General features: G+C 59.5%; 21 protein-coding genes and 1 pseudogene. 6 read left to right on the forward strand and 16 right to left on the reverse strand.

Annotated elements, in window-relative coordinates; genetic code table 11:
- Positions 1-248 precede the first annotated feature (248 nt).
- The gene (locus Q0O05_RS06325; RefSeq protein WP_293661334.1) at positions 249-2,141 is read right to left on the reverse strand and encodes a propionate--CoA ligase; all 1,893 of its coding nucleotides are present in this window, start codon (positions 2,139-2,141) and stop codon (positions 249-251) included.
- 158 nt (positions 2,142-2,299) lie between these two features.
- Entirely contained in the window at positions 2,300-2,908 is a 609-nt protein-coding gene (locus Q0O05_RS06330; RefSeq protein ID WP_293661336.1) for an isochorismatase family protein, read from the reverse strand.
- Positions 2,909-3,104: 196 nt separating this feature from the next.
- Between Q0O05_RS06330 and Q0O05_RS06335 the strand changes: the two genes are divergently transcribed.
- Positions 3,105-3,680 carry a C40 family peptidase gene (locus Q0O05_RS06335; protein WP_293661338.1) on the forward strand — a complete coding sequence of 192 codons (576 nt, stop codon included), beginning with the start codon at positions 3,105-3,107 and terminating at the stop codon, positions 3,678-3,680.
- 42 nt (positions 3,681-3,722) lie between these two features.
- Positions 3,723-4,430 carry a VOC family protein gene (locus Q0O05_RS06340; RefSeq protein ID WP_293661339.1) on the forward strand — a complete coding sequence of 236 codons (708 nt, stop codon included), beginning with the start codon at positions 3,723-3,725 and terminating at the stop codon, positions 4,428-4,430.
- A gap of 186 nt (positions 4,431-4,616) precedes the next feature.
- Here Q0O05_RS06340 and Q0O05_RS06345 read toward each other — a convergent pair whose 3' ends face one another.
- From Q0O05_RS06345 to Q0O05_RS06400, 12 genes are all read right to left on the reverse strand, one after another.
- Complete coding sequence (locus Q0O05_RS06345) at positions 4,617-5,405, reverse strand: hypothetical protein (protein WP_293661341.1); 789 nt, start codon at positions 5,403-5,405, stop codon at positions 4,617-4,619.
- A gap of 5 nt (positions 5,406-5,410) precedes the next feature.
- Positions 5,411-6,676, reverse strand: a complete 1,266-nt coding sequence (locus tag Q0O05_RS06350; RefSeq protein WP_293661343.1) for a sialidase family protein — start codon at positions 6,674-6,676, stop codon at positions 5,411-5,413.
- On the reverse strand, positions 6,673-8,412 hold the full coding sequence (gene msbA / locus Q0O05_RS06355) for a lipid A export permease/ATP-binding protein MsbA (protein ID WP_293661345.1): 1,740 nt from the start codon (positions 8,410-8,412) through the stop codon (positions 6,673-6,675). Before msbA ends, Q0O05_RS06350 begins: the two co-directional genes overlap by 4 nt.
- The gene (locus Q0O05_RS06360; RefSeq protein ID WP_293661346.1) at positions 8,409-9,071 is read right to left on the reverse strand and encodes a hypothetical protein; all 663 of its coding nucleotides are present in this window, start codon (positions 9,069-9,071) and stop codon (positions 8,409-8,411) included. Before Q0O05_RS06360 ends, msbA begins: the two co-directional genes overlap by 4 nt.
- Positions 9,072-9,231: 160 nt before the next feature.
- Positions 9,232-10,104 (reverse strand): beta-carotene 15,15'-dioxygenase, Brp/Blh family, encoded by an 873-nt coding sequence (locus Q0O05_RS06365; protein ID WP_293661347.1) that lies wholly within the window; start codon positions 10,102-10,104, stop codon positions 9,232-9,234.
- Positions 10,105-10,168: 64 nt separating this feature from the next.
- Positions 10,169-11,365 carry a lycopene cyclase family protein gene (locus Q0O05_RS06370; protein ID WP_293661348.1) on the reverse strand — a complete coding sequence of 399 codons (1,197 nt, stop codon included), beginning with the start codon at positions 11,363-11,365 and terminating at the stop codon, positions 10,169-10,171.
- Positions 11,343-12,293: a squalene/phytoene synthase family protein gene (locus Q0O05_RS06375; protein ID WP_293661349.1), complete on the reverse strand. Its 951-nt coding sequence runs from the start codon at positions 12,291-12,293 to the stop codon at positions 11,343-11,345. The genes Q0O05_RS06370 and Q0O05_RS06375 overlap by 23 nt, the downstream gene beginning before the upstream one ends.
- On the reverse strand, positions 12,290-13,765 hold the full coding sequence (gene crtI / locus Q0O05_RS06380) for a phytoene desaturase family protein (RefSeq protein WP_293661351.1): 1,476 nt from the start codon (positions 13,763-13,765) through the stop codon (positions 12,290-12,292). Before crtI ends, Q0O05_RS06375 begins: the two co-directional genes overlap by 4 nt.
- Positions 13,762-14,676 carry a polyprenyl synthetase family protein gene (locus tag Q0O05_RS06385; protein ID WP_293661352.1) on the reverse strand — a complete coding sequence of 305 codons (915 nt, stop codon included), beginning with the start codon at positions 14,674-14,676 and terminating at the stop codon, positions 13,762-13,764. The genes crtI and Q0O05_RS06385 overlap by 4 nt, the downstream gene beginning before the upstream one ends.
- 87 nt (positions 14,677-14,763) lie before the next feature.
- Entirely contained in the window at positions 14,764-15,567 is an 804-nt protein-coding gene (locus tag Q0O05_RS06390; RefSeq protein ID WP_293661354.1) for a bacteriorhodopsin-like, read from the reverse strand.
- 261 nt (positions 15,568-15,828) lie between these two features.
- Positions 15,829-16,530, reverse strand: coding sequence for a formylglycine-generating enzyme family protein (locus Q0O05_RS06395; protein WP_293661356.1), 702 nt, complete (start codon positions 16,528-16,530; stop codon positions 15,829-15,831).
- 92 nt (positions 16,531-16,622) lie between these two features.
- Positions 16,623-16,817 (reverse strand): hypothetical protein, encoded by a 195-nt coding sequence (locus tag Q0O05_RS06400; protein ID WP_293661358.1) that lies wholly within the window; start codon positions 16,815-16,817, stop codon positions 16,623-16,625.
- Between the two features lie 119 nt (positions 16,818-16,936).
- Between Q0O05_RS06400 and Q0O05_RS06405 the strand changes: the two genes are divergently transcribed.
- The 4 genes from Q0O05_RS06405 (at position 16,937) to Q0O05_RS06420 (ending at position 20,190) form a co-directional block, all read left to right on the forward strand.
- Positions 16,937-18,127, forward strand: coding sequence for a hypothetical protein (locus Q0O05_RS06405; RefSeq protein ID WP_293661359.1), 1,191 nt, complete (start codon positions 16,937-16,939; stop codon positions 18,125-18,127).
- Positions 18,124-19,248 (forward strand): HupE/UreJ family protein, encoded by a 1,125-nt coding sequence (locus Q0O05_RS06410; protein WP_293661361.1) that lies wholly within the window; start codon positions 18,124-18,126, stop codon positions 19,246-19,248. Before Q0O05_RS06405 ends, Q0O05_RS06410 begins: the two co-directional genes overlap by 4 nt.
- A gap of 181 nt (positions 19,249-19,429) precedes the next feature.
- On the forward strand, positions 19,430-19,948 hold the full coding sequence (locus Q0O05_RS06415; protein ID WP_293661363.1) for a putative toxin-antitoxin system toxin component, PIN family: 519 nt from the start codon (positions 19,430-19,432) through the stop codon (positions 19,946-19,948).
- The gene (locus Q0O05_RS06420) at positions 19,945-20,190 is read left to right on the forward strand and encodes a pilus assembly protein HicB (RefSeq protein ID WP_293661364.1); all 246 of its coding nucleotides are present in this window, start codon (positions 19,945-19,947) and stop codon (positions 20,188-20,190) included. Before Q0O05_RS06415 ends, Q0O05_RS06420 begins: the two co-directional genes overlap by 4 nt.
- A gap of 203 nt (positions 20,191-20,393) precedes the next feature.
- Here Q0O05_RS06420 and Q0O05_RS06425 read toward each other — a convergent pair.
- A pseudogene (locus Q0O05_RS06425) lies at positions 20,394-21,110 on the reverse strand (NAD(P)/FAD-dependent oxidoreductase); the annotation flags it as partial.
- Between the two features lie 96 nt (positions 21,111-21,206).
- The coding region (locus Q0O05_RS06430) for an HD domain-containing phosphohydrolase (protein WP_293661366.1) at positions 21,207-21,867 on the reverse strand (661 nt) is incomplete at its 5' end.

The raw sequence follows: 21,867 nt of genomic DNA on the forward strand, positions 1-21,867 counted from the left end.
GAGATAGGTATTGCCTTGGTAGGCGGTGTAGACGGATTTTGTCTCACTCATATTTCGCTGACCTTCGTTCCCCTTCAGGGAACATTAGTTGGTTGATTTACCTTCCGCGACACGGCTGAACCGGTTGGCGGATGCGACTGTGGCATGGGAAGGGCCTGCAATGCAGAACAGATTGTGCCACCGAAAAAAGTGCGTCATGACAGGCTCGCCCGACGCGCCGGCCCCGGCCGGCACAAACTCCTGCTCGTTTATGCCAACAGATCGCGGATTTGTTGGAGCGCGCCGGGATCTTCCATGGTCGTCAGATCGCCGGGGTCGCGCCCTTCACACACCGCCTGAATCGCGCGGCGCAGCAGCTTGCCGCTGCGCGTTTTGGGTAGCACCGTCACAAAACGCACACGGGCCGGACGGCCCACAGCGCCAATGCTCTGGTCTACCACCTTCATGATGTCGCCTTCGAGCTTGAGCCTGGAGGCGTCATCGGTGAGCCCGCTGGCGTCTTTGGGCACCACAAAGGCCACCGCCACCTGCCCTTTTAGCGCATCGGCCACGCCCACCACCGCCACCTCCGACACATTGGGATGGCTGGAGATGCTCTCTTCAATTTCTCGGGTTCCCAGGCGGTGCCCGGCGACATTGATCACGTCATCGGTTCTGCCGAGGATGAAGTAGTAGCCGTCCTTGTCGCGCACCGCCCAGTCAAAGGTGCTGTAGAGCTGCTTGCCGGGGAAGCTGGTCCAGTAGGTATTCACAAAGCGCGCGTCATCGCGCCAGACGGTTTGCATGCAGCCCGGGGGCAGCGGCCCTTCGATGGCGACCACGCCCTTTTGGTCGGGTCCGGTGAGCTCCTCGGAGGTGTTTTCGTCGATGAGCTTGATGTTGTAGCCGTACATGGCAACGCCGGGGCTGCCGAACTTGCTGGGCGCCTTTTCCACGCCGTTGGCAATCGTCAAAATCGGCCAGCCGGACTCGGTTTGCCAATAGTTGTCGATGATGGGCTTGCCCAGGCTCTCGCTGATCCACTGCGCGGTGGGCTGGTCCAGCGGCTCGCCCGCCAAAAACAAGGCCCGCAGGCTGGAGAGGTCGTACTTCTTGAGGAGCGCCGGGTCTTGCTTTTTGAGCACACGCACCGCGGTCGGCGCGCTGAACATGACGGTGACCTTGTATTTTTCGACCAGACTCCACCAGATACCGCCGTCGGGGCGAGTAGGCAGCCCCTCGTACAGGATGGTGGCCATGCCGGCAATCAGCGGGCCGTAGATGATGTAGCTGTGGCCCACCACCCAGCCGATGTCGCTGGTACAGAAGTAGGTTTCACCGGGCTTGCCGCAAAAAATGTGGTTCATGCTCGCCGCCAGCGCCACGTTGTAGCCGCCGGTGTCGCGCTGAACGCCCTTGGGCTTGCCGGTGGTGCCGCTCGTGTAGAGGGTGTAGCTCGGGTGCGTGGACTCCACCCACTCGCAGGGCACCACGGTATCAAGGTGGTTTTGGCGGGCATCGCGCCACAAATGGTCGCGCCCGGCTACCAAATTCATAGCAGCGAGCTTGCGGTCCACCAACAGCACCGCTGCCGGTTTGTGGCTCGACGTGGCAATCGCTTCGTCCAACAAAGGTTTGTATTCCACCACTTTGCCGCCGCGTGAGCCCGCGTCCGCGCTCACCACCACCACCGGGGCGGCGTCTTCAATGCGGGAGGCCAGCGAACCCGCAGCAAACCCGCCAAACACCACCGTGTGAATAGCGCCAATGCGGGCGCAGGCCAACATGGCAAACACGGCCTCGGCAATCATGGGCATGTAAATCAGCACCCGGTCGCCCTTCTTCACGCCAAGGCTCAGCAGCACGGCCGCCATGCGCTGCACCTCGACATGCATCTGCGCGAAGGAATACACGGTCTCGGTATTGGTCTCGGTAGACACTGCAATCAGCGCAGCCTGATCGGGTCGGGCCAGCAGGTGCCGGTCTATCGCGTTGTGGCACAGGTTGGTGGTGCCGCCGACAAACCACTTGGCGAAGGGTGGGTTGCTGTAATCGCACACCTGAGTGGGTGGGGTCTTCCAGTCAATCAGCGCGGCCTGTTCGGTCCAGAACGCGTCGCGGTCGTCAATAGAACGGCGGTAGAAATCAGCGTAGCCTGTCATTGTGTTTGTCTCCGGTCGGGCCTGTAAAACTGAATTCATAATTATGAATGGTCAACTTGCAACAAGCTGACTCTCGCCATGCCCGGCACCCGACTATTAAAAAAGCGGCTGCCCTCTCGAGCAGCCGCCGCATGACAAGCGCCAGGCGCTCAGACCGGTTACTTAATCAGTGCGTGCATTTCTTTGAACGCCGGATGCTCCGCGGTGCGCACCCACTCAAAGGCCACCATTTCGGTGGTCACCAGCTCGGCGCCGGCACCGGCCAGCCTGTCAAAGGCGGCGTCGCGGTTGCGCTCGGTGCGGGAGCTGCAGGCATCGGTCACCACCCAGACCTCGAACTCGTCTTCCAGCAAATCCAGCGCGGTTTGCAGCAGGCAAACATGGGCCTCGCAGCCGGCAATCACCATCGCGCTGCGCTCAGAAGCAGCCGGCTTTTGCAGGTGCTTGGGCAAGCTGCGGGCATTGCCTTGCACCGGCTTGGCCGGGGGCCGCAGCCACTCGCCCAGGCCCTCTTCCACCGCGCTGAACTGCATCTTGTTCAGCACCTTGGCCCGCGCCTCGGCAAGCGCTGCCTGCAAGGCGGGCACGGTGTTGCCCAAACCGGCCGGGTTTTGCTCGGTATAAAAAGCGGGCACCTCCAGCAAGGCCGCCAGCTTGGCCAAGCGCACCGCATTGGCCACCACCAAATCGGACTCCCACATCACTGGCATCAAACGGGCCTGGTAATCCACCAACACCAGCTGGCTGGTTTCAACATCGATCAGCATAGAGCAATCCCTTTAGTCACAGTGGCGGCGAGCATAACCCGCACCGCACCGCACCGCACCGTCCCTGCGTGGACGCCCTCCGCAGTGACCGCCCCCACATCGCAACTAAAAATATGAATAGAAACATAGGGTTAGCCCGCACACATGAAGTGTCATATAGCTTGACAGCGCCCGCGCGCCTCACTAAAGTGCGTCGATGCGTTTTTATCAGATTGTATTTTTGTTAGTTTTTGCGGGGAGCTTGCATGCCGCGCCGGCCGCCAAAGCCCTGCCCGGCGAAGAAAGCGCCCGCGTCCAAGCCGACCGGAGCCTGATCACCCGCATCACCGACATGGGCAGCGATGTTGGCAGCCGCACCTCGGAGCTGTTGCTCAATTCCATGGAGTTTTTGGGTGTGCCGTACCGGCTTGGCGGCACCAGCGCCTTGCATGGGCTGGACTGCAGCGGTTTTGTGCGCACCTTGTACGAGCAAACCACGGGCTTGCTTTTGCCACGCAAGGCCTCAGAGCAGGCGGCGGTGACCGAGAAAATCAAGAAAAGCGAGCTCAAGCCCGGGGACCTGGTTTTCTTCAACACCATGCGGCGGGCTTTCAGCCATGTGGGCATTTACGTGGGCAACGGCAAGTTCATCCACGCGCCCAGGCCCGGCGCGGAAGTGCGTGTCGAAGACATGCGCGTCGCTTACTGGGCGCGGCGTTTCGATGGCGCCCGCCGGGTCCCGAGCGAAGAGACTTCCCCGACCGACATCCTGCAGGCCCTCGGTAGAGAATAAGACCGCGCCTGTAAGGGCGCAGCGCGGTGGTATCGTGCATCGATGACCATTCATATAGACCACCTCGTTATCGCCGCCCACAGCCTGGAACAAGGCGTTCAGTGGTGCGAAGCCACGCTGGGTGTCACGCCCGAAGCCGGCGGCGAGCATCCTCAGTTCGGCACCCACAACCGGCTCCTCAAAATTGCCACACCAGCGCACTCGCTGGCCTACCTCGAGATCATTGCCATCCAGCCCGGCGCCAAGGGCCCCGCCAACCCGAACGCCAAACGCTGGTTCGACCTTGACAGCCCCGAACTGCGCGCCGCCATTGCCAAGGAGCCGCGTCTGGTGCACTTTGTAGCCGGCACCGATGCGCTGCAAGCGGCCCGCATTGCCCTTAAAAATATCGGCATTGACCGCGGCCCCGCCCTGCCCGCCAGCCGCCATACGCGCAAGGGCGTGCTGCAATGGCAGATCACGGTCCGGGAAGACGGCTACCGCCTGTTTGAAGGCTGCCTGCCCACCCTGATTCAGTGGGGCAAACCCGACGAAGCCGAGCCCCTGCGCCTGCACCCGCGCAACAGCCTGCCCCGCAGCAAGGTCAGCCTCGACAGCCTCGCCATCACCCACCCCAGCGCCGCCAAGCTGCAAGCCGCCTACGCTGCCATCGGCCTGGAGGGCATCCCCATCAGCGAAGGGCCAGCCAATCTGAGCGCCACCCTCAAGACCCCCAAAGGGCCGGTGACTTTGGAGAGTTTGGGCGTTTAAGGCTGGTGCCGACTTTTCGGCTCGAATAAAGCCTATCGAACGCGGGATCCGCGGTCATTGAACCCGCAGATTGGACGCGCGGACAATCCATAACAGACGCATGCAAATTACAGATTGGACGAATTTGTGAGCCTCATAGAAAGGCACCTCAGAGATTCCCCCTCAACCCGGGGTGCGTTGCGGCCTTCAACGCTGCAATCCCTGCCGGCCCAGCGCAATCCACCAGCGGACCTGCAAAACCACCCACAGCCATGGGTCGAGCAGCGCATCCCACAAGTTGCCGTTGGGCAGGCGGGTCACTACAAACAGCAGTAAAACCGCCAGCACCACGGTCACTTCGAAGGGCAGAGCGCGCGCGCCGGTGCGTCTTGCCCCCACCACCCACGGCAGCAAGGCCACCGCCGCCACCAGGGCAATAGCGGCAGGACTGAATCCATAGGCATAGACGGAGGCGCTCAGGCCCAGCCCGGCCCACGCATCAAAACCCAGCACCCAGCCCGACAGCACCGCAGCGCCCACCATGTACAACCACACGCCGGAAGTTTCTTGGGCCGAAGCCGAAGCAGCAGCCTTGGGCGCATCCGAAGCTGCAGCCTCGGTTTCAACCGCCGGCCCGGGCCCTACCCGCCCTCGCCGCGCCAAAGGCTCCGGGTTCGCCAAGCCCCACCATCGCGCCGCCAAAGCACCACACAGCACCGCGGACGTCAAGCTGGGCGACTGAAAGGCCAGGCCCAGCCAATGGGCCGGCGAAAAATCAGTGGGAACCACGGTTACTGCAGCGACCAAGGCCGCCACTACCCACGGCCAACGAAGACCGCGCCTGCGGCGGCCCGCAAGCCCAAGCGCGCCGCAGGCCAGCACCAAGGCCCACAGCAGGTGCAAACCCCAGCGCATGGCATCCAGGCCGGGCAGCGCGGGCGCGTCGGTGGCGAACAAGGGGCCCAGCCAAGCAGAGAAATTTGCTACGTTTTCCATAGCTATCACCGCAATACCGGCGGGTGTTCTGCCGCTTTTTGATAGCTAAAACGCTGCCACGCAATGTGGTGGCGTTTGTCGGTGTAGCTCACCCACACGCTGCCATCGGCCCAGGCCATGGACGGGTAAGAAAACTCTTCTGATTCGGCACCGCGGGCCAGAGTGTGGCGAAGAGACCAGTCGAGTCCGTCGGACGATTCGCTCAGATCGAGCACCGAGCGGGATTGCGACAACGAGTTGTGGGCGAGGATGAAACGTTGCTCCCCCGGCAGCGCAAGCGACAGCGCGGCCACCGATGAGTCGGGGTTATGCAGCGCCAGGTCGGGCAGGTCGCTCCAATGCAGACCGCCATCTTGCGTCTGGGCCACGGCAATCTTGCGGTCGGGGCTGGTGTTGCGCATCAGGGCCAGCCAATGCCGGTCATCCAGACGCAGCAGGGTGGGCTGCATCAGGTGTTTGCGGCCCGACATGCGCACCATGCCACGGAACTCGCCCTGGCCGTCAAAGCGCAGCGCCACGGGGTATGAGCTGCCCAGCTCAAAATAAACCGGTAGCACCATGCCACCGTCCTGCAGGCCCAACGGCGCGGCGCGCACCAGAAAACTGGTGTTCCAAAACCACGACAGCGGCAGCACCCGCACGGCGTCAAAGGCAAGCATCGGCGCATGGGGAGCGCTTGGGGGTTTAGCAACCGGGCCTTTGAAGCTCAGGTCCGTCTGGCGCAGATGAACAATGCGCGATGCGGCCCAGCCGCCGAGGCCGGTAGCCACCACAAACACATGCACCCGCCCCGAGGCATCGAGCCACGACACCGGGTTACCCAGCCGGCTGAGCCCGTGGCCCAGCTGGGCGGCTACGGTTCGGCGGTCCACCACCCACTGCGCCTCGCTCCACTGCCCGCTGGCACGCTCAAGCTGAGAGGCGGCAATATTCACATCCGGCGCAGCCTCCTTGGAGCCGGCAAACCACAGCGCAAGAAGGGCCCACGGATGCGCTTCGGGCATGGCCAGCAGGTTGCTGGCATGCACAACCCGTGCGCCAGCCGCGTCGGGCAAATTCCCCCGCGCCACCAGCGCAAGGCCTTGTGCTTCAACCCTGCCTGAAGCGGTCGGTGTCAGCGCAAGGGCAGGCGGCATGGCTGCGGGCCGCAGCCAAGTATCAAGGCCAGCCAGAGCGGCGCAAAGGAGCAGCGCGAACCCGAATCGACCGAAGGGCCCGAGGCGCCCCAGGCGACCCGGGCGGAGCATGCCGGTGCCTTCGCCGAAGCTCATGAGGACAATGTGCCAGCCCCGCTGGCCAGTAAGCGGGCGTAGAAGCCGCCCATCTGCATCAAGGTGTCATGGTCGCCCTGCTCCACCACGCGGCCCTGGTCCATGACCACAATGCGGTCTGCGTGGCGGATGGTGGACAAACGGTGCGCCACCACCAGCACCGAGCGGTTCTGGCGCAGCAGGGCCAGCGACTCCTGAACCGCGCGCTCGGACGCGTTGTCCAAGGCTGACGTGGCCTCGTCCAGCAGCAGGATCGGCGCGTCTTTGAGGAAAGCGCGGGCGATGGCAATGCGCTGGCGCTGGCCGCCGGACAGTTGGCCGCCGTTGCTGCCTACGCCTGCGGCCAGCCCGCCGGGCATCTCCTGAATGAATTCCCACGCATTGGCCGCCTTGGCCGCCGCCATGATGGCCGACTCGTCGGTCTGCGGGCTGCCGTAAGCGATGTTGGCGGCCACGCTGTCGTCGAACAGCACCACATGCTGCCCCACCCAGCCCAACTGCTGACGCAGTGCTACCAATTCAATAGCTGCTAGCGCCCGTCCATCAAGGGTAATCTGCCCTTTTGTGCATTCAAAGAAGCGCGCAGCCAAGTTCACTAGTGTGCTTTTGCCGCTGCCCGAAGCGCCCACCAGCGCCACGGTTTCGCCGGGCTTGAGCTCAAAACTCACGTCCTGCAAGGCCCAGGACTCCTGCCCCGGGTACCGAAAACTCACCCCTTCAAACCGCAGGTGCCCTCTGGCGCGCCCCATCTGCGCCACGCCGCTGTCGGGCTCGGGCTGCATGTCCAGCAATTCAAACAGGCTCTGCGCGCCTGCCAGCCCGCGCTGAATCACATCATTGATGTTGGTGAGACGGCGTATGGGCTCAAAAATCATGGACATGGCCGCCACAAACGCCACGAACTCGCCGGGCGAGAGCTTTTGCTGCGCCGACAGGCTGGTAGCCACCCAGATCACCGCTGCCACCGCCACCGAGGCCAGCACCTGCACCAGCGGCACATTCAGGGCCGAGATACGCACGGTGCGCATGGTCTGGCGGCGCAGTTCTTCGGTAATGCGGCCAAAACGCTGCGCCTCGTGGGCATGGGTGCCGAAGAGTTTGATTTCGCGCACACCATTCAGGCTCTCTTCGATCGACCCGGTCATCACACCGGTGCTTTCTTGCATCGCCTGGTTGCCTCCGCGCAGCTTGCCGCTGGCCACCTTGATCAGCCACGCAGCAAAGGGCGCGACGGCAACGATGAGCAGCGTCAGCTCCCAGGCAGTCCACAGCAGGTAGCCGGTAAGCCCTATGACGATCAGGCTGTCGCGGATCACCACAATCCAGGCCGTCGAGAGCGCCGCCCCCACCTGCGGAATGTCATACAAGATGCGCGACATCATGCGGCCCGGCGTTTGCTCCAGGTGGTCGCTCAGGGGCAGATGCATCTGATGGGCAAACACCTGCTGCCGCAAATCGGTCACCGCTTTGTTGGCCACCCACTGGCTGGCCACATTCGCCACATACTCAGCCACGCCTTTGAGCGTGAAGGCCAGCATCATCAGCACCGGTACGTGCCACTGCGATTCGACGTTTTTGCCGATCAGGTTTTCATCAATCAGCGGCTTGAGCAGCGCCGGCAACACCGGCTCCAGCGCCGCCGCAGCCACCATGGCCAAGACCGACAAGCCCACCACCCCGCGGTAGGGGCGGATGCTGGCAAAAAGGCGGCGGTATAAAAGGAACGAGTCTTTCATTCACGCCGCAAAATCGTGTCGGCCACCAGCGACGACCAGCCGCTTTTCTCGTAGCGGCGGTGCATCTCCTGCCAGTCGTATTCGGTATCAACCCACTCCAGAAAGGCAATCGGCGAGCGGGCATTGCGAGCCAGATAGCTCTCAAAAAAGAAATCAAGCACGCCGGCGTCCGACTTGCGAAAGTGCCCGTAGCGCCAGTCCAGCTCGGACAAGGCGCTCTTCACGTCCTCGCCCAAATGCAATATGCGGTAAAGCGCCGAGGCGATACCGGCCCGGTCTGCGCCGGACTTGCAATGCATGATGGCGGGGTACTCCAGCGTGGAGAGCAAGGCTTTGAAGCCATGAATCTCACTCGGCTTGGGCGGCTGGCGCGAATAAAAACGGTAGGTAATCAGCGAGATACCCAGTTCGCGGCAGGCCTCTTCTTCAAGGTAGTAAGAGCCAAACGGGTTCTCGCCGCGCAGGTTGATGATGGACTTAATGCCGTATTGGCTGTGGTACTCGCGAACCTGACTCGGGCTGGGTTGGCTGCATCGATACAGGCCGCCCGTCAGGTCATAAAAGTTGTTGTACATGGCCCTGATAAAGCCATGGTCCACCAGGTGCATGTCAAGCCAGGCCAAGGCTCGCCCGATGGGAGAACTGAGATTAAAACGCATCGGGAAACCCATCGAAAATGTCACAGAAGTCTAACATTGACCCGCACCCACAAAGTGCTTGGCAAGACGCGTCGGGTAACCGCCTTCTCACCCTGGCGCGCTCTACGTTTGAAGCGTCTTTGGTTGCGTGGGCCTTTTGGTTAAGTCCCACAGGACGACATTAGCGGTCTAACCAGCGCTGGCTGTAACTAACCAGAAATAGGTGCGGCACTGTGACCGCCGCCAAGACCACGACCAGCCAGTGCAGAACTTGGGCATTTACTTCAAGCGCCCGGAACCCGGAGCTTCTCAGCCATAGCCAAAGCATCGCCATCAGAGTCAAAACAATGGCCATGCTTATTCCCCAGGCCCAGGCTGCCCGCCTCATTGGCAGGCCTTCGTGGTGCCTTGCAGCCTGCTGGACACGAGCAATATGAGCGACGCAGTGGTAAGCACCGAAGAACAGCGCAAATTGGAAGATGGGGGTCAGCACAATATTCAGGGTAACCACCAAGAAGATCTCGGCGTAAGCCATTGATGTCGCCCGGGCGCGGTAGGGACCAAACGCCTTTTTGCCACTCCAAGCGCTCACAGTGAGCAGCAACAGAGCGATGACAACCATCACCCAAGACCACGCCAAGGCAACCCAAAGGTCCATCAGCCAGGCCGCCTCATGGCGGGTTACGCTTTGCAAGAGTTCGCTCAACGCCTCACGTTGCAGCAACGCCGGCGCCATGACGCTGGCTCCACCCACAGCAACCCTGCAAATGACGGTTGACGGGTAGCCCTCGCCAAAGTGCCATGCCGACATCAGCAACAGAGCAATCAGTGCGACCGGAAACGAAAGCGAGAACAACCAGCCTGCGCCAACTGTTACTGCGAGGTAAGCCACACCCATCAACATCGCCCTGGAAAGGGGTCGAAACTGGCCCACCAGAAGGAGAGCATCCAGCGCACCATGACCCATACCTACGGTCACAATCACCATCCCGAGCAACCATATTCCACCCAGCGGCCACTGTTTTTCCACCGCCCAGAAAACACCCAGCAGCATGCACAAAAGCCCGGCGAAGACCCAGCCCTGATTCAGCTGTGGCCTCACTGACATGCCCCCATGCTCATAAGGAGCGCCCCAGCAGTGCCTGTCGCGCGAAAGGCGCAACTGGCAAAGCACGCATGATGCGAAGACGTTGCCCCCATGTCGCTCGGCCGGTCAAGAACGCTACGACGTCATCAGGGCTGACCGATCCGAAAAGCTGCATGAAGTACTCGGGTGCCCGGTGCCAGTCTTGCGCCAGCACACCGAGGAACACGTCGTCCATCCAGCGGTCTATTGCACTTCTTCGAAACGCGGCGGGCAACCAAGTTTCTTGAGTGCCATCGCGCAGCGCGGCCCCGAGTGACTTTGCAATTTGACGTGCATGGCCCACAGTGTCAATAAAGGCGTAGCCGGTAGCGGCCCTGAGCGCACCGCCGCCGCGCCCTAATCCCACGCAAGCCCCTGGCTTGACAGGCATTCCTGGCGATCCTCCTTGTAAGGCGAGCACGCCTTGCTCCCGGTAACTCACGGCGTATGCAATGGGGCCGGCAATTTTTGTGAGGTACTGGCGTAGTTCTGAATCAAAGTCAGGATGCCAAGCGGCAGGGCAAATCCATGTGCTTTCAACCAGAGCACACCGTGCGCTGTACGGTAACACGTAGAAAAAGTGGACCCCGTTCGCTGCCGGCTCAAAGGCCATGAGTTGAACCGCCTCAGCGTTAAAAATATCTTGCTCGGCCTCGACTTCCCATCCGACAAACTGCTGAACCAGCCCCTTTTCCTCGGTCAAAGGTTCAGGTCGCGCGTCGAGCACGATCCGCGCCCGCACCAATTCGCCGGTGAGCAATGTGACGCTCGAATTGTGAGGTTCTGGCGTCTCAACCTTGTCGACAGCGGTGTTTGTCCGTAACACCACATTGGGCGATGCGGCAATAACATCAAGCGCGGCTTTATAAAATGCGTCCGCATCAAGGCTCGCATAACACAAGTCTTTCGAGAGCAACTGGTGTTTTACGCCTTCACATGAGACACACCACTGATTCCATTGGTGGCGCTCGAGATGGCTGTATCGATGACTCTGATTCGCCCAGTAGCTCCAGGTTCTGTCGCGTACGTAGTCTTCCCGCTTTTCCAGAACAAGCACGGAGATACCGGAAAACTCGGCGGCGCTCAGCTCCACGGCCAATGACAACCCGCCTAATCCGCCACCCAGAATCACAATATCCCAGAACTTATCCACAAGGTTCCGGGCATCAGTGAGCTGTCGGGAAGCCATGAACTCCCACCAAATGGGAGAGGTCATCGCTCCACACATCGCGCACGGAAAAGCCTGCCGGCCTGGAATCGGAAAACAGGACTTTTGCCACAGTTTTCATTTTCTCGAGCCGGGACAAATACACACGACCGCTCCAATAATGATCAATGCCGCGCTCCAATATTTTTTTACCTATCCCCTGATAGAGAGCGGCCGCTGCCCGGATAGCACTCCGGTTGTGGCTTGGAATTGCCCCGAAGCCAGACTGCGCATACGCATAAAAATCATCCGACAGCGCCAGTAAGCGTTGAATTGCCGCAAAAGCAATGGATTTCTCGGTCGTATTTGACGGGGTAGCCATCAACCGCAACGTAACGCCCCATTGGGCAGGGATGTAACAGCGCTGCCGCTGGGCATCTTCGACGACATCCCGGGCAATATTGGTCAATTGCATCGCAATACCCAAAGCAATGGCGTGGGAATCAGCCGCTGGCGCTGCCCCCAGCAAGGGGCGCATCATTTGCCCAATCGTGCCGGCAACCCCATAAGCGAAATGCAGTAAATCCTCAGTGCTCTCAAGGTGCCTGGCGTTCGTATCAGCTTGCAAGCTGTCCATAAAGTTCTCGAGCACCGAAGCCGGAATGCCATGGTTTCGCAGCATTACCCCGGTTTGTACTGCAAGGCCTTCCTCGGCGCCGGCGCCCGACCCAGCCTCGGCACTCAACGCCCCCCTGCGCATGTCTTGAAGCGCAAGGCTGCGTTGCTCCAGCGAGCCCAATTGAATTTCGTCGGCAAAGTCATCGGCGGCCCTCGCATAGGCGTAAAGCAGTGCCGCATCACGGCGTGCCTCTGCGCTAAGAAGCCGTGCGGCCCATGAGAATGATTTGGCGTGCCGATCCATGACGGCCTGCGGATCAACTGGCAGAGCCAGCAACGCCGAATCGTTCACTGGACCGATCCAAACATCAAACGCTCTACCACCTTGGCCGAAGTCACAACTCCGGGTACGCCTGCTCCGGGGTGGGTTCCAGCGCCAACAAAATACAAATTTGAAAACCCACGTGCCCGGTTCGGGAAACGAAAGCCAGCTGACTGGGTGAGCTTGGGCGTGATAGAAAATCCGGAGCCGAGGGGAGCGAGAAGTTCCTCGGCGAAGTAATGCGGGGTAACAACATGCTCGTCAACGATGCAATCAGCAAGCCCGGGCAACAACCGTTTCGTTAACTCGGCCATAAGTAGTGCTTTGAAGGGCTCTGCCTGCTCGCTCCAGTCGATGTTCGAATCCAGATTCGGGACCGGAACAAGTGCATAAAAGCTGTCATACCCTGCTGGCGCGTATTGCGGATCGGTAGCTGTAGGCCGATGCAAGTAGATACTAAGATCGCTATTGAGTACTTTGGTTTCAAATATCTTTGCAAGCACTTCGCGATATTCACGTCCGAACAAAATCGTGTGGTGGGGTACATCTTCATAGATTCTGTTGGTACTGAAATACCATACAAATAAACCCATGGAGTACTGCTTTCCAGTGATTGCTTTGGGTCGCTGGAACGCACCAGGCAATAAATGCGCCAGTGTGAAGCCAGGATCCGCGTTACTCACCACCGTATCCGCAGCAATATGACGACCATCTTTTAACTGTACGCCGGTAACCTGGTCTTCCAGCGTCGTGATTGTCTGAATATCGGCACCCCACTCAAACTCTACACCGTGCCGCTGTCCCAGTTCTACTAACGCATCAATCAAACGCGCCATGCCTCCGCGCGGAAACCATACCCCCCACTTGCGTTCCAGGTAATGGATCAAGCTGTAAATACTGGTGGTATCAAACGGGTTACCGCCAACCAACAACGGTTGGATACTGAAGGCCCGGCGGACCCTCTCATCGGAAAAATAATTTGCGGTGGTGTCATACACCGACCTGTCTGCGCGGAGTCTGATCATGGCGGGGAGTGCCTTGAGCATGGACATCACACCAAGGAAAGGCTGTGTTCCTAGTTCCTCATATCCTTTTTCAAAAAGTTTTTGCGAATGCGCCAAAAAGGCCGGATAGGCCTGGGCGTCTCCTTCTGAAAACTTCGCAATTTCAGCCTGAATGTCTTCAGTGGAGCCACCGTAATTCAGACGGGTACCATCGAAAAACCGCATTTGATACCACGGGGTGACCGGCAAAAGCTCGACATGGTCAGAAAGCTTTTCACCCAGCAACGCAAATAATTCTTCAAAAAGTTGCGGCGCTGTAAGCACCGTCGGGCCTGCGTCATAACGAAAATCTAAACCGTTGTGGGTGCGGCAAAATTCGCGGCCACGTCCTCCAGGTCCCGCTAAGCGGTCCATCACCGTGACCTGCTGGCCGCGTGCGACACAACGAATCGCCGACGCCAAACCGCCGAACCCCGCCCCAATAATCAGAACTTTCATTGTTTTTCGCCGATCGCAAAAGTTCGACGCAATTTCAAGGCCGACGCAGCGAGCACTGAGCCCGCATCAGATGGTAGCGAGAGTGATAGAGCGAGCGCTTTATCAATCTGTTGGCTTCCCAGCCTCCGCGCGAAAGAGGTGGATTCAGGCCCATGGCCGGCGGCCTCTAAGACAAAAATAATATTCATGCTTCCTGATTCTCTGTCCATCAGGACGTCCGCTAGATCATCGGCGATTTGATAGGCCGCGGCAAAGGCCTCTGCCGCTGTACGGGCCTCACCTGTCCAGTTTTTTCTACCCGCTGCGATGAATGCCATCTCAAGCGGCAGACTAAGCAATGCGCCGGACTTGGCAACGGCAATACTGATATAGGCGTCAACTGAGACTTTCGTGTGCTGGCCGGCTATGAGGTCTTCGCACTGCCCACGCACCGCAAGAGAGGTACGTTCGTGTACCAGAGAGACGAGAGCAGGCATATTGCGGCTGTCGCTCAGACCACCAAGTGCAGCATAGGCAGCAGACAGCATCAAGTCGCCAGTGCATATCGCAATATTGGGACCGTACTTTTTCCACACGGCAGGTGCACCCCGCCTCATGCTATCTCTGTCTTGCAGGTCGTCATGCACCAGAGAGGCGTTGTGCAGCAATTCGGCAGAAGCGGCAATGCAGAGCGCGTCGGACTCGGAAAGCCCCAGGGCCAGACTCGCATGGATGGCGCAGCGTCCCCTTATGCGTTCGCCACCGGCTTGTAGGTGGTACAGAGCTGCTTGGTTAGCATCAGGTTGTAGGCTGCTTTTTGGAACGTCGGCATGACCACCGACCAATTCATTGAGTTTGGCGTCGAGCTTATGGATCAGTGCGCCTGTGTCAGGTGCCTTGGATGCGCGATCAAGTTCGATCTCAGATAGCATGAATGCGCTCCGTGCCAATGGTAGAGACAGCCAAAGTGAAGAGGCATCCATCTGCTCCGCAGATGGATGCCCGAAACACACGTCGTCTTACTTCTTAGCGGAAGCCTCTGACTCGCTAACCGCAACACTCCAGATGATCAAACCAAAGGCGATCTTGTTCAAGACATCGGCCAGGTTGTAGATCAGGTTCAATGCGCTGGCACTTGCTTCAGGACCGCTTCCTGTGAGGTAGCCGAAGAAGTAGCCGATAGGATAGATTGCCCATCCGATAGTCACAATCCAACGCATGGTATTGAAAGCGGACTGCACAGAAGCGGGTGCGCTTTGGGCGTTGATTTTGCTGGCCTCGCCGAAGAAGATCTCATACAAAATGTATGCCCAACCAGCCATGCCAACGATGAACGCAGGCCAAGCCGACACATAGCCCGCTTCACCCACATAGCCACCCACCAGCATGACGAGCGTACCGATCATCAGGCGCCAGAACACACCAGATGCGACTTTGGTAACAGCTGAAAGAATCAAGAAAAACTCGATCATCAGCAAGGGAACGGTGATCAACCAATCGATGTAGCGGAACACTGTAGGCGATGTACCGGTGGATACCCAGACTTCACGCATGTAAAGGTAATGAACCGCTGCGACCAAGGTCACCAAGCCGGAAACGGTCAGGGAAGTTTTCCACTTCGCAGATACGCGGTCTCTTTCCAGAAAAAAGAACACGGTAGAGGCCATCAAGGCCATGGTGATTAACCAGAAGGAAATACCAACAAAGTCATCTGGCTTGAGCAAAGCGCCAGATGCGGCAACTGCCTGTGTTGAGAAAGTGGCTCCGAGGCCGAGTAAAGCTGAACCCAGGGCAATTTTGAGCCCGCTGATCTTGAACATCATGCGTATGTCTCCCTAAAGTGCATGACTAAAAAATAGAACACCCGAAGATGCTCCGCTTGCCATGATTTCAGTGATTTGCCATTTTTTCTGGGAAATCCAGTTTAATCAGGTAAGCCCACTGTGAATGTAGGGATGATGCTTGTCAATAGGGTAAACGATGGATGACCGTCAGGACAAAAGACCGCGCCGGCTGCAACCATTTGCTTTCGACCGCAGCCAATGGTCGCGCTAGCTTGATGCCGCCGCCCGCGCGGATTCCATCTATCGGTCGTACACGCAGCGAAATCCGATGTAGACCGCATAAAAATTGGCGGGTTTGAAGGCTTGCACATCGGCCTTCATATTGAACGCCCCATACCACCACGAGCCGCCAACCGTTCTGCGCTCCCGCCCGCTGGCGTCCGGACTATCGGTAGTCCATTCCCAGACATTGGCGCCCATGTCATAGAGCCCATTCACGCCCTGGCGCGTGGCACCGGCCGGCGCGGCTCTCGGCCAGGCATCCGGGTCGCTGGTATTGGCGCCTTGTGGGCTGTCTCCGGTCGTCCATGGATAGGTGCGGCCTTTCACCCAGGGCGCCGGCGGCACGCTTCGAAGCTCGGTAAAACCTGCCTTTTGCCACTCTGCTCCGGTAGGCAGCCGCCCTCCGGCCCAGCGGCAATAAGCTTGTGCCTCGGCAAAGTCCAGGTGTACGGCCGGCAGGTCGGGGCTGGCGGGGGTGCCGTCGGGCCTTCTCCAGCTCCAGCCGGGGCGGCGCTCCCAGCCCATGCCGTATTCAAAACCACCGCCCTCCTTTTCGGCCCGTGTAACGGTGTTGGTCGCGCGAACGTAGGTTTCGAATTGCCCGATGGTGACTTCGTTGCGGTCTATCGAAAAATAAGGCAAGGCGACTTTTTCAACCGCCTGCGCATGCGCTGCGCCCAGCAAAACTAAGAAGCCAAAAACTGTGGTCTGAATGATCATGGCAGGAGCGCTCCTTTTCTTGATTTGCATCGGGCCCGGACACAAAAAAGCGGACCTCTAAGTCCGCCCTTTAACCATCGCAAAAGCGGTGATTACTTCTTCATTTCAGAAAACTTCTTGCAATCAGCCTTCATCTTGTCGTCGGCTTTGGCGTCCATCTTGGCGCATTTTTCGGCCATTTCGGCCTTTTCTTTATCAGACATGGCGCCACCGTGGCCGCCGGCGAAAGCAGCGAAAGAAGCAGTGGCCAGTGTGGCAACAACGAGGCTGGACAAAATTTTGTTCATAAGGTAACTCCTGGGGTTTAATCAAAGCGATCATTGGCAGACACTGCCAATAATCAATGTACAGCAGGTTCATGAATAAGTATTCGCGCGGGGCGATTACCTTAGAAGGGTTATGCATCTTGAAAAGCTTTATCCATGCCGTGTTACCGGTGTTGATTGCCAGCGCAATCGGCGCTGTTGCAGGCGCACCGGGTGCCGCCTACGGCGCGCCGTTCACCCCCACGAGTGATGCCACCGTGCTTGAGCGCTTGCCCTTTCGGGCCGGTGACACGCGCTCGCGCACCCTCGCAACATTGCGCGCCGCTGTAGCGCAGGCACCTGCCGACCCGGTAGCCTCGGCGGCGCTGGCGCAGGCCTATTTCGAACTGGCCCTGGCGCAGAGCGACCCGCGCTATGTGGGGTATGCCGATGCCATCGTCGTCCGGTTCGCAGACCGCATGACGCCTGAGTTGCGCATGCTGCGCGGAAGCCTGCGCCAGTACCGCCACGGATTCGAGGAAGCACTCGCCGACTTTGAGGCCGTGCTGCTGCAAGACCCCGACGCCGCCGGCGCCCATGCCTGGCGGGGCGCTATTTTTCTGGTGCAGGCGCGGTACGACAAGGCTGGCGCAGAGTGCGCAGCATTGCAGAGGTTGCAGCGGCCCGTGTTGTACGGGGGATGTGCCGGCATGACCCAGGCCTACAGCGGCCAGTTGGCGGCTGCCGGTGTCAGCCTGCAACAGGCCGTCTCGCTGGCAAAAGACCCGGGACAACGGCTGTGGCTCCACACACGCCAGGCCGAGGTGGCAAGTTGGCAGGGCAATGCAAGGCAGGCCGAGCAGTTTTACCGGCAGGCGCTGGCATTGGGGCAGGACGACGGATATCTGCTCTCCGCTTGGTCAGACTTCTTGCTCGACCAGGGCCGGCCCGCCGAGGTGGTGACCTTGCTCGCCAACTGGGAGTCGTCGGACGCATTGCTCCTGCGGCTGACCGAGGCCGAGAGCCAGCTCAAACTGCCGGCCGCTGCGGCGCATATTCAAGCGCTGGATGACCGCTTTGCCGCAGCCAAGCTGCGGGGCGACACAACCCACCGTGCCGAGGAAGCGCGCTTTCAGCTCCGCTTGCGTAACAACGCTGCGGCTGCTGTGCGCCTAGCCGCACAGAGTTACCAAACCCAAAAAGAGCCTCGCGACGCGCGAATTCTGCTGGAAGCCGCCGTGGCGGCCAAAGACGGCGAGGCAGCCCGCCCGGCAATCGACTGGCTCAAAAACAGCGGCTTTGAAGATGTCCGCCTGCGTGTGCTGGCACGCGAAACCAAGGTCTCCCCATGATGCGCCGCTTTATTCTTCTCATCACCCTGCTCCTCTGCCAGCCCGGCGTGTGGGCGCACAAGGCGAGCGACAGCTACCTCTTGGTCAATGCACAAGGGCAAGCCCTGAAGATTCAGTGGGATATCGCGCTGCGTGACATCGACTTCGCGCTGGGGCTGGACCTCGACGGAAACGCCGACATCACCTGGGGCGAACTTCGCTCCCGCCAGAACGATATCGCCGCATGGGCCATTACACGCTTGAGCCTGTCGCGTGGCGGCGCCTGCCCGCTCAGCCTTACCGACCTGCAGGTAGACAAGCACACCGATGGTGGCTACGCCGTACTTCACATTGCTGGCAACTGTCCTGCTGCGGGAGGCGACCTGGACCTGCGTTACCGGCTCTTGTTTGATTTGGACGACCTGCACCGTGGGCTTTTGAATCTTTCGCTGGACGGCGTGCAACAGACCGCCGTTCTGTCGCCTACCAGCGAACTGATGACATTCAGCCCTGCCGGCGGTTCGCGCTGGCGCCAGTTTGGCGACTACCTTGTCGAAGGGGTTTGGCACATCTGGATCGGCTTTGACCACATCCTGTTCCTGCTGTCCTTGCTGCTTCCCTCCGTGTTGGTGGTGAAGATGAAGCGCTGGCGCGGTGTGGACAACCTGGGCCAGGCGGCTCGCGAGGTTCTCTGGGTGGTGACTTCGTTCACGCTGGCGCACTCCATCACACTGACTCTGGCGGCGCTCGGTTGGGTTTCACTGCCGTCGCGGTGGGTCGAGTCGGCTATCGCATTCTCGGTCGTGTTGGCGGCGGCCAATAACCTGTGGCCGGTCGTGGAGCACCGCCGCTGGCTGGTCGCCTTTGTTTTTGGCCTGATCCATGGCTTTGGTTTTGCCAGCGTCTTGGCCGAGCTGGGCTTGCCGGCCGATGCACTGGTCTTGTCACTCCTGGGCTTCAATGTGGGCGTCGAGCTCGGCCAGCTAGCCATCGTCGCCGTGTTCCTGCCTCTGGCATACGTGCTGCGAAACACCGGCTTTTATGTGCTTGGTGTGTTGACCGTGGGCTCCTGGCTGACCCTGCTGGTGGCCCTGGTCTGGTTCATTGAGCGTGCCTTTGACCTTGCGTTATGGAGCTTCTGAGCTCCAAGCCGATGGTTGGCTCGCACTGGAAAATGTAATAAAAAGCCGCGCAGACCCTTATGCAGCCTGCGCGGCTAGCTACTGATTCAGTAGCGGTGGTTTTGTGTTTGCCCTCAGCGTGAGGAAACTACCGCGTTACTTTTTCGCCGGCGGCACCTTGGTGCGCATCTGAAAGTTGACGTTGAAATGCCAAGATGGGATTGACATCTGGCAAATCCAACCCGATACTCATATCGCCAACGATATGAAAAATATACCCAAACTGCTTCTGGATACCAACATTTTGGTGGCTGCGACACGCAATCGGTATGGGCCATCGTTCGCGCTACTGCAAATGATTCGACTTAAGCAAATCACGATGTGTTGCAGCCCTGCGCTTTTTCTGGAATATGAGGATGTTCTCAAGCGCCCCAGCCAGTTAGCTGCCTCCGGGCTTCTAGTTAACGACATCGACGCTATATTGAATCAACTTGCCGGGATCATTGAGCCGGTCACGACGCACTACCAATGGAGACCGCAATTGCGTGACCCCGCCGATGAAATGGTTCTTGAAGCAGCTGCCAATGCGCAGGCCCACGCCATCGTGACTTACAACCTTCGCGACTTTGGTCCCGCGAAACTATTTGGTATCCCAGTGCTCAACCCTGAGCAAGCTTTTCAACATTTTGGCTTAGCCGTCATAAGGAGTTCCAAGCCATGAGCAGTTACGCACTTCGCCTACCTGAATCGCTCAAGCAAGCCGCCAAGCGGATTGCCGCTGCCGATGACACGACCATGAACCAGTTTTTCGTAGTCGCTATTGCTGAGAAGATCAGCGCCATGGAGACCGCCAAGTTCTTTGAACAGCGGGCTGCGTTGGTGAACGCGGGCGATGCACAAGCGGCATGGGACAAGGTGGGCGGAAATGCTGCTCTTGCAGACGACAGGTGGACTCAAAAGTGATGCCTTCAGAACCGGAAATTCAGCCCACCTATCACACTCGGCAAAGTGAGCTAATCAGCCCCAAGAGCCAAATAACGTAAGCCCACCTCATTGATCGTCAATGCAAAAAATTTTGACCAGCGGACTTGCCCCAGCGGCGGGCGCAGCCGTTAGTCAGACAGCAAGAAGCCCGAACTATTGCTAGTACGGGCTTGCGAGCTGGCTTACTTTTTCGCAGGCGGCACATCCGTGCAACTGCCGTGCGCCACTTCCGCCGCCATGCCGATGCTCTCGCCCAGCGTGGGGTGCGGGTGGATGGTTTTGCCGATGTCTACCGCGTCCGCACCCATCTCGATAGCCAGCGCGATTTCGCCAATCATGTCGCCAGCGTGGGTGCCGACCATGCCGCCACCCAGGATCTTGCCGTGGCCGTGTGCTTCGGGAGAATCATCAAACAAAAGCTTGGTAACGCCTTCGTCGCGGCCATTGGCAATGGCGCGCCCGGATGCATTCCACGGGAACAACCCTTTTTTGACCTTGATGCCCTGCGCCTTGGCTTGGTCTTCGGTGAGCCCGACCCAGGCCACTTCGGGGTCGGTGTAGGCCAGGCTGGGGATGACGCGGGCGTTGAAGGCTGCTGCTGCCAATTCCTTGTTGCCTTGCAATTCCCCGGCGATGACTTCCGCCGCCACGTGCGCCTCGTGCACCGCCTTGTGCGCCAGCATGGGCTGGCCGACAACGTCGCCGATGGCGAAGATATGGGGCACGTTGGTGCGCATCTGGATGTCGACGTTGATAAAACCCCGGTCGGTGACCGCCACGCCAGCTTTTTCGGCGGCTACCTTTTTGCCGTTGAGCGTGCGACCCACGGCTTGCAGAACCATGTCATACACCTGGGGGGCGGGGGCAGTGCCGCCGGGCTCAGCACTCTCGAAAGTGACTTACGGCTGGCCCGATGTTCGGGCATTTCCACATGGCAGTGTCCTCGATGCGGGCGTGTGACAGCCATAACCGCGCCGGATTACCCCTGAGGCAGCCTAGCCCGTAAACGCCAGCCGCTGCGCTTCGTGGTCGATCAGGTCTTTCATGGTATCGGCGTAGCGTCTGGCAATGGCCTGGAACTCATCCTGCAACTGCAGGAAAGCCTCGATGATGTCGGGATCGAAATGGCTGCCAGAGCCAGCCACCAGCATGGCACGCGCTTCTTCGTGGGTTTTGCCGGGCTTGTACACCCGCTGGCTGATCAGGGCATCGTACACATCGGCCACGGCCATCAGGCGCGCGGACACGGGGATATCGCTGCCACTCCAGCCATTGGGGTAGCCGGAGCCATCCCACTTTTCCTGATGCGAATAGGCAATCTCCTTGGCAATCTGCAGGAAATCCACCGTCATGCCCAGCGCTTTTTCGGCACGTTCGATGGCATCGCGCCCCAGCGTGGTGTGGGTTTTCATGATTTCGAACTCTTCGGGGGTCAGCTTGCCCGGCTTGAGCAGGATACGGTCGGGTATGCCCACCTTGCCGATATCATGCAATGGCGCCGACTTGAACAGCATTTCGATATAGTGTGGCGTTAGCTTCTCAGCGTACAAGGGGTGGGTACGCAGCTTTTCGGCCAGCGCCCGCACGTAATACTGGGTACGGCGGATATGGTTGCCGGTATCGGTATCGCGGGATTCGGCCAGCGAGGCCATCACC

Origin of the sequence: Rhodoferax sp. OV413 (genome assembly GCF_945881795.1) — a bacterium.
GTDB lineage: Bacteria > Pseudomonadota > Gammaproteobacteria > Burkholderiales > Burkholderiaceae_C > Allorhodoferax.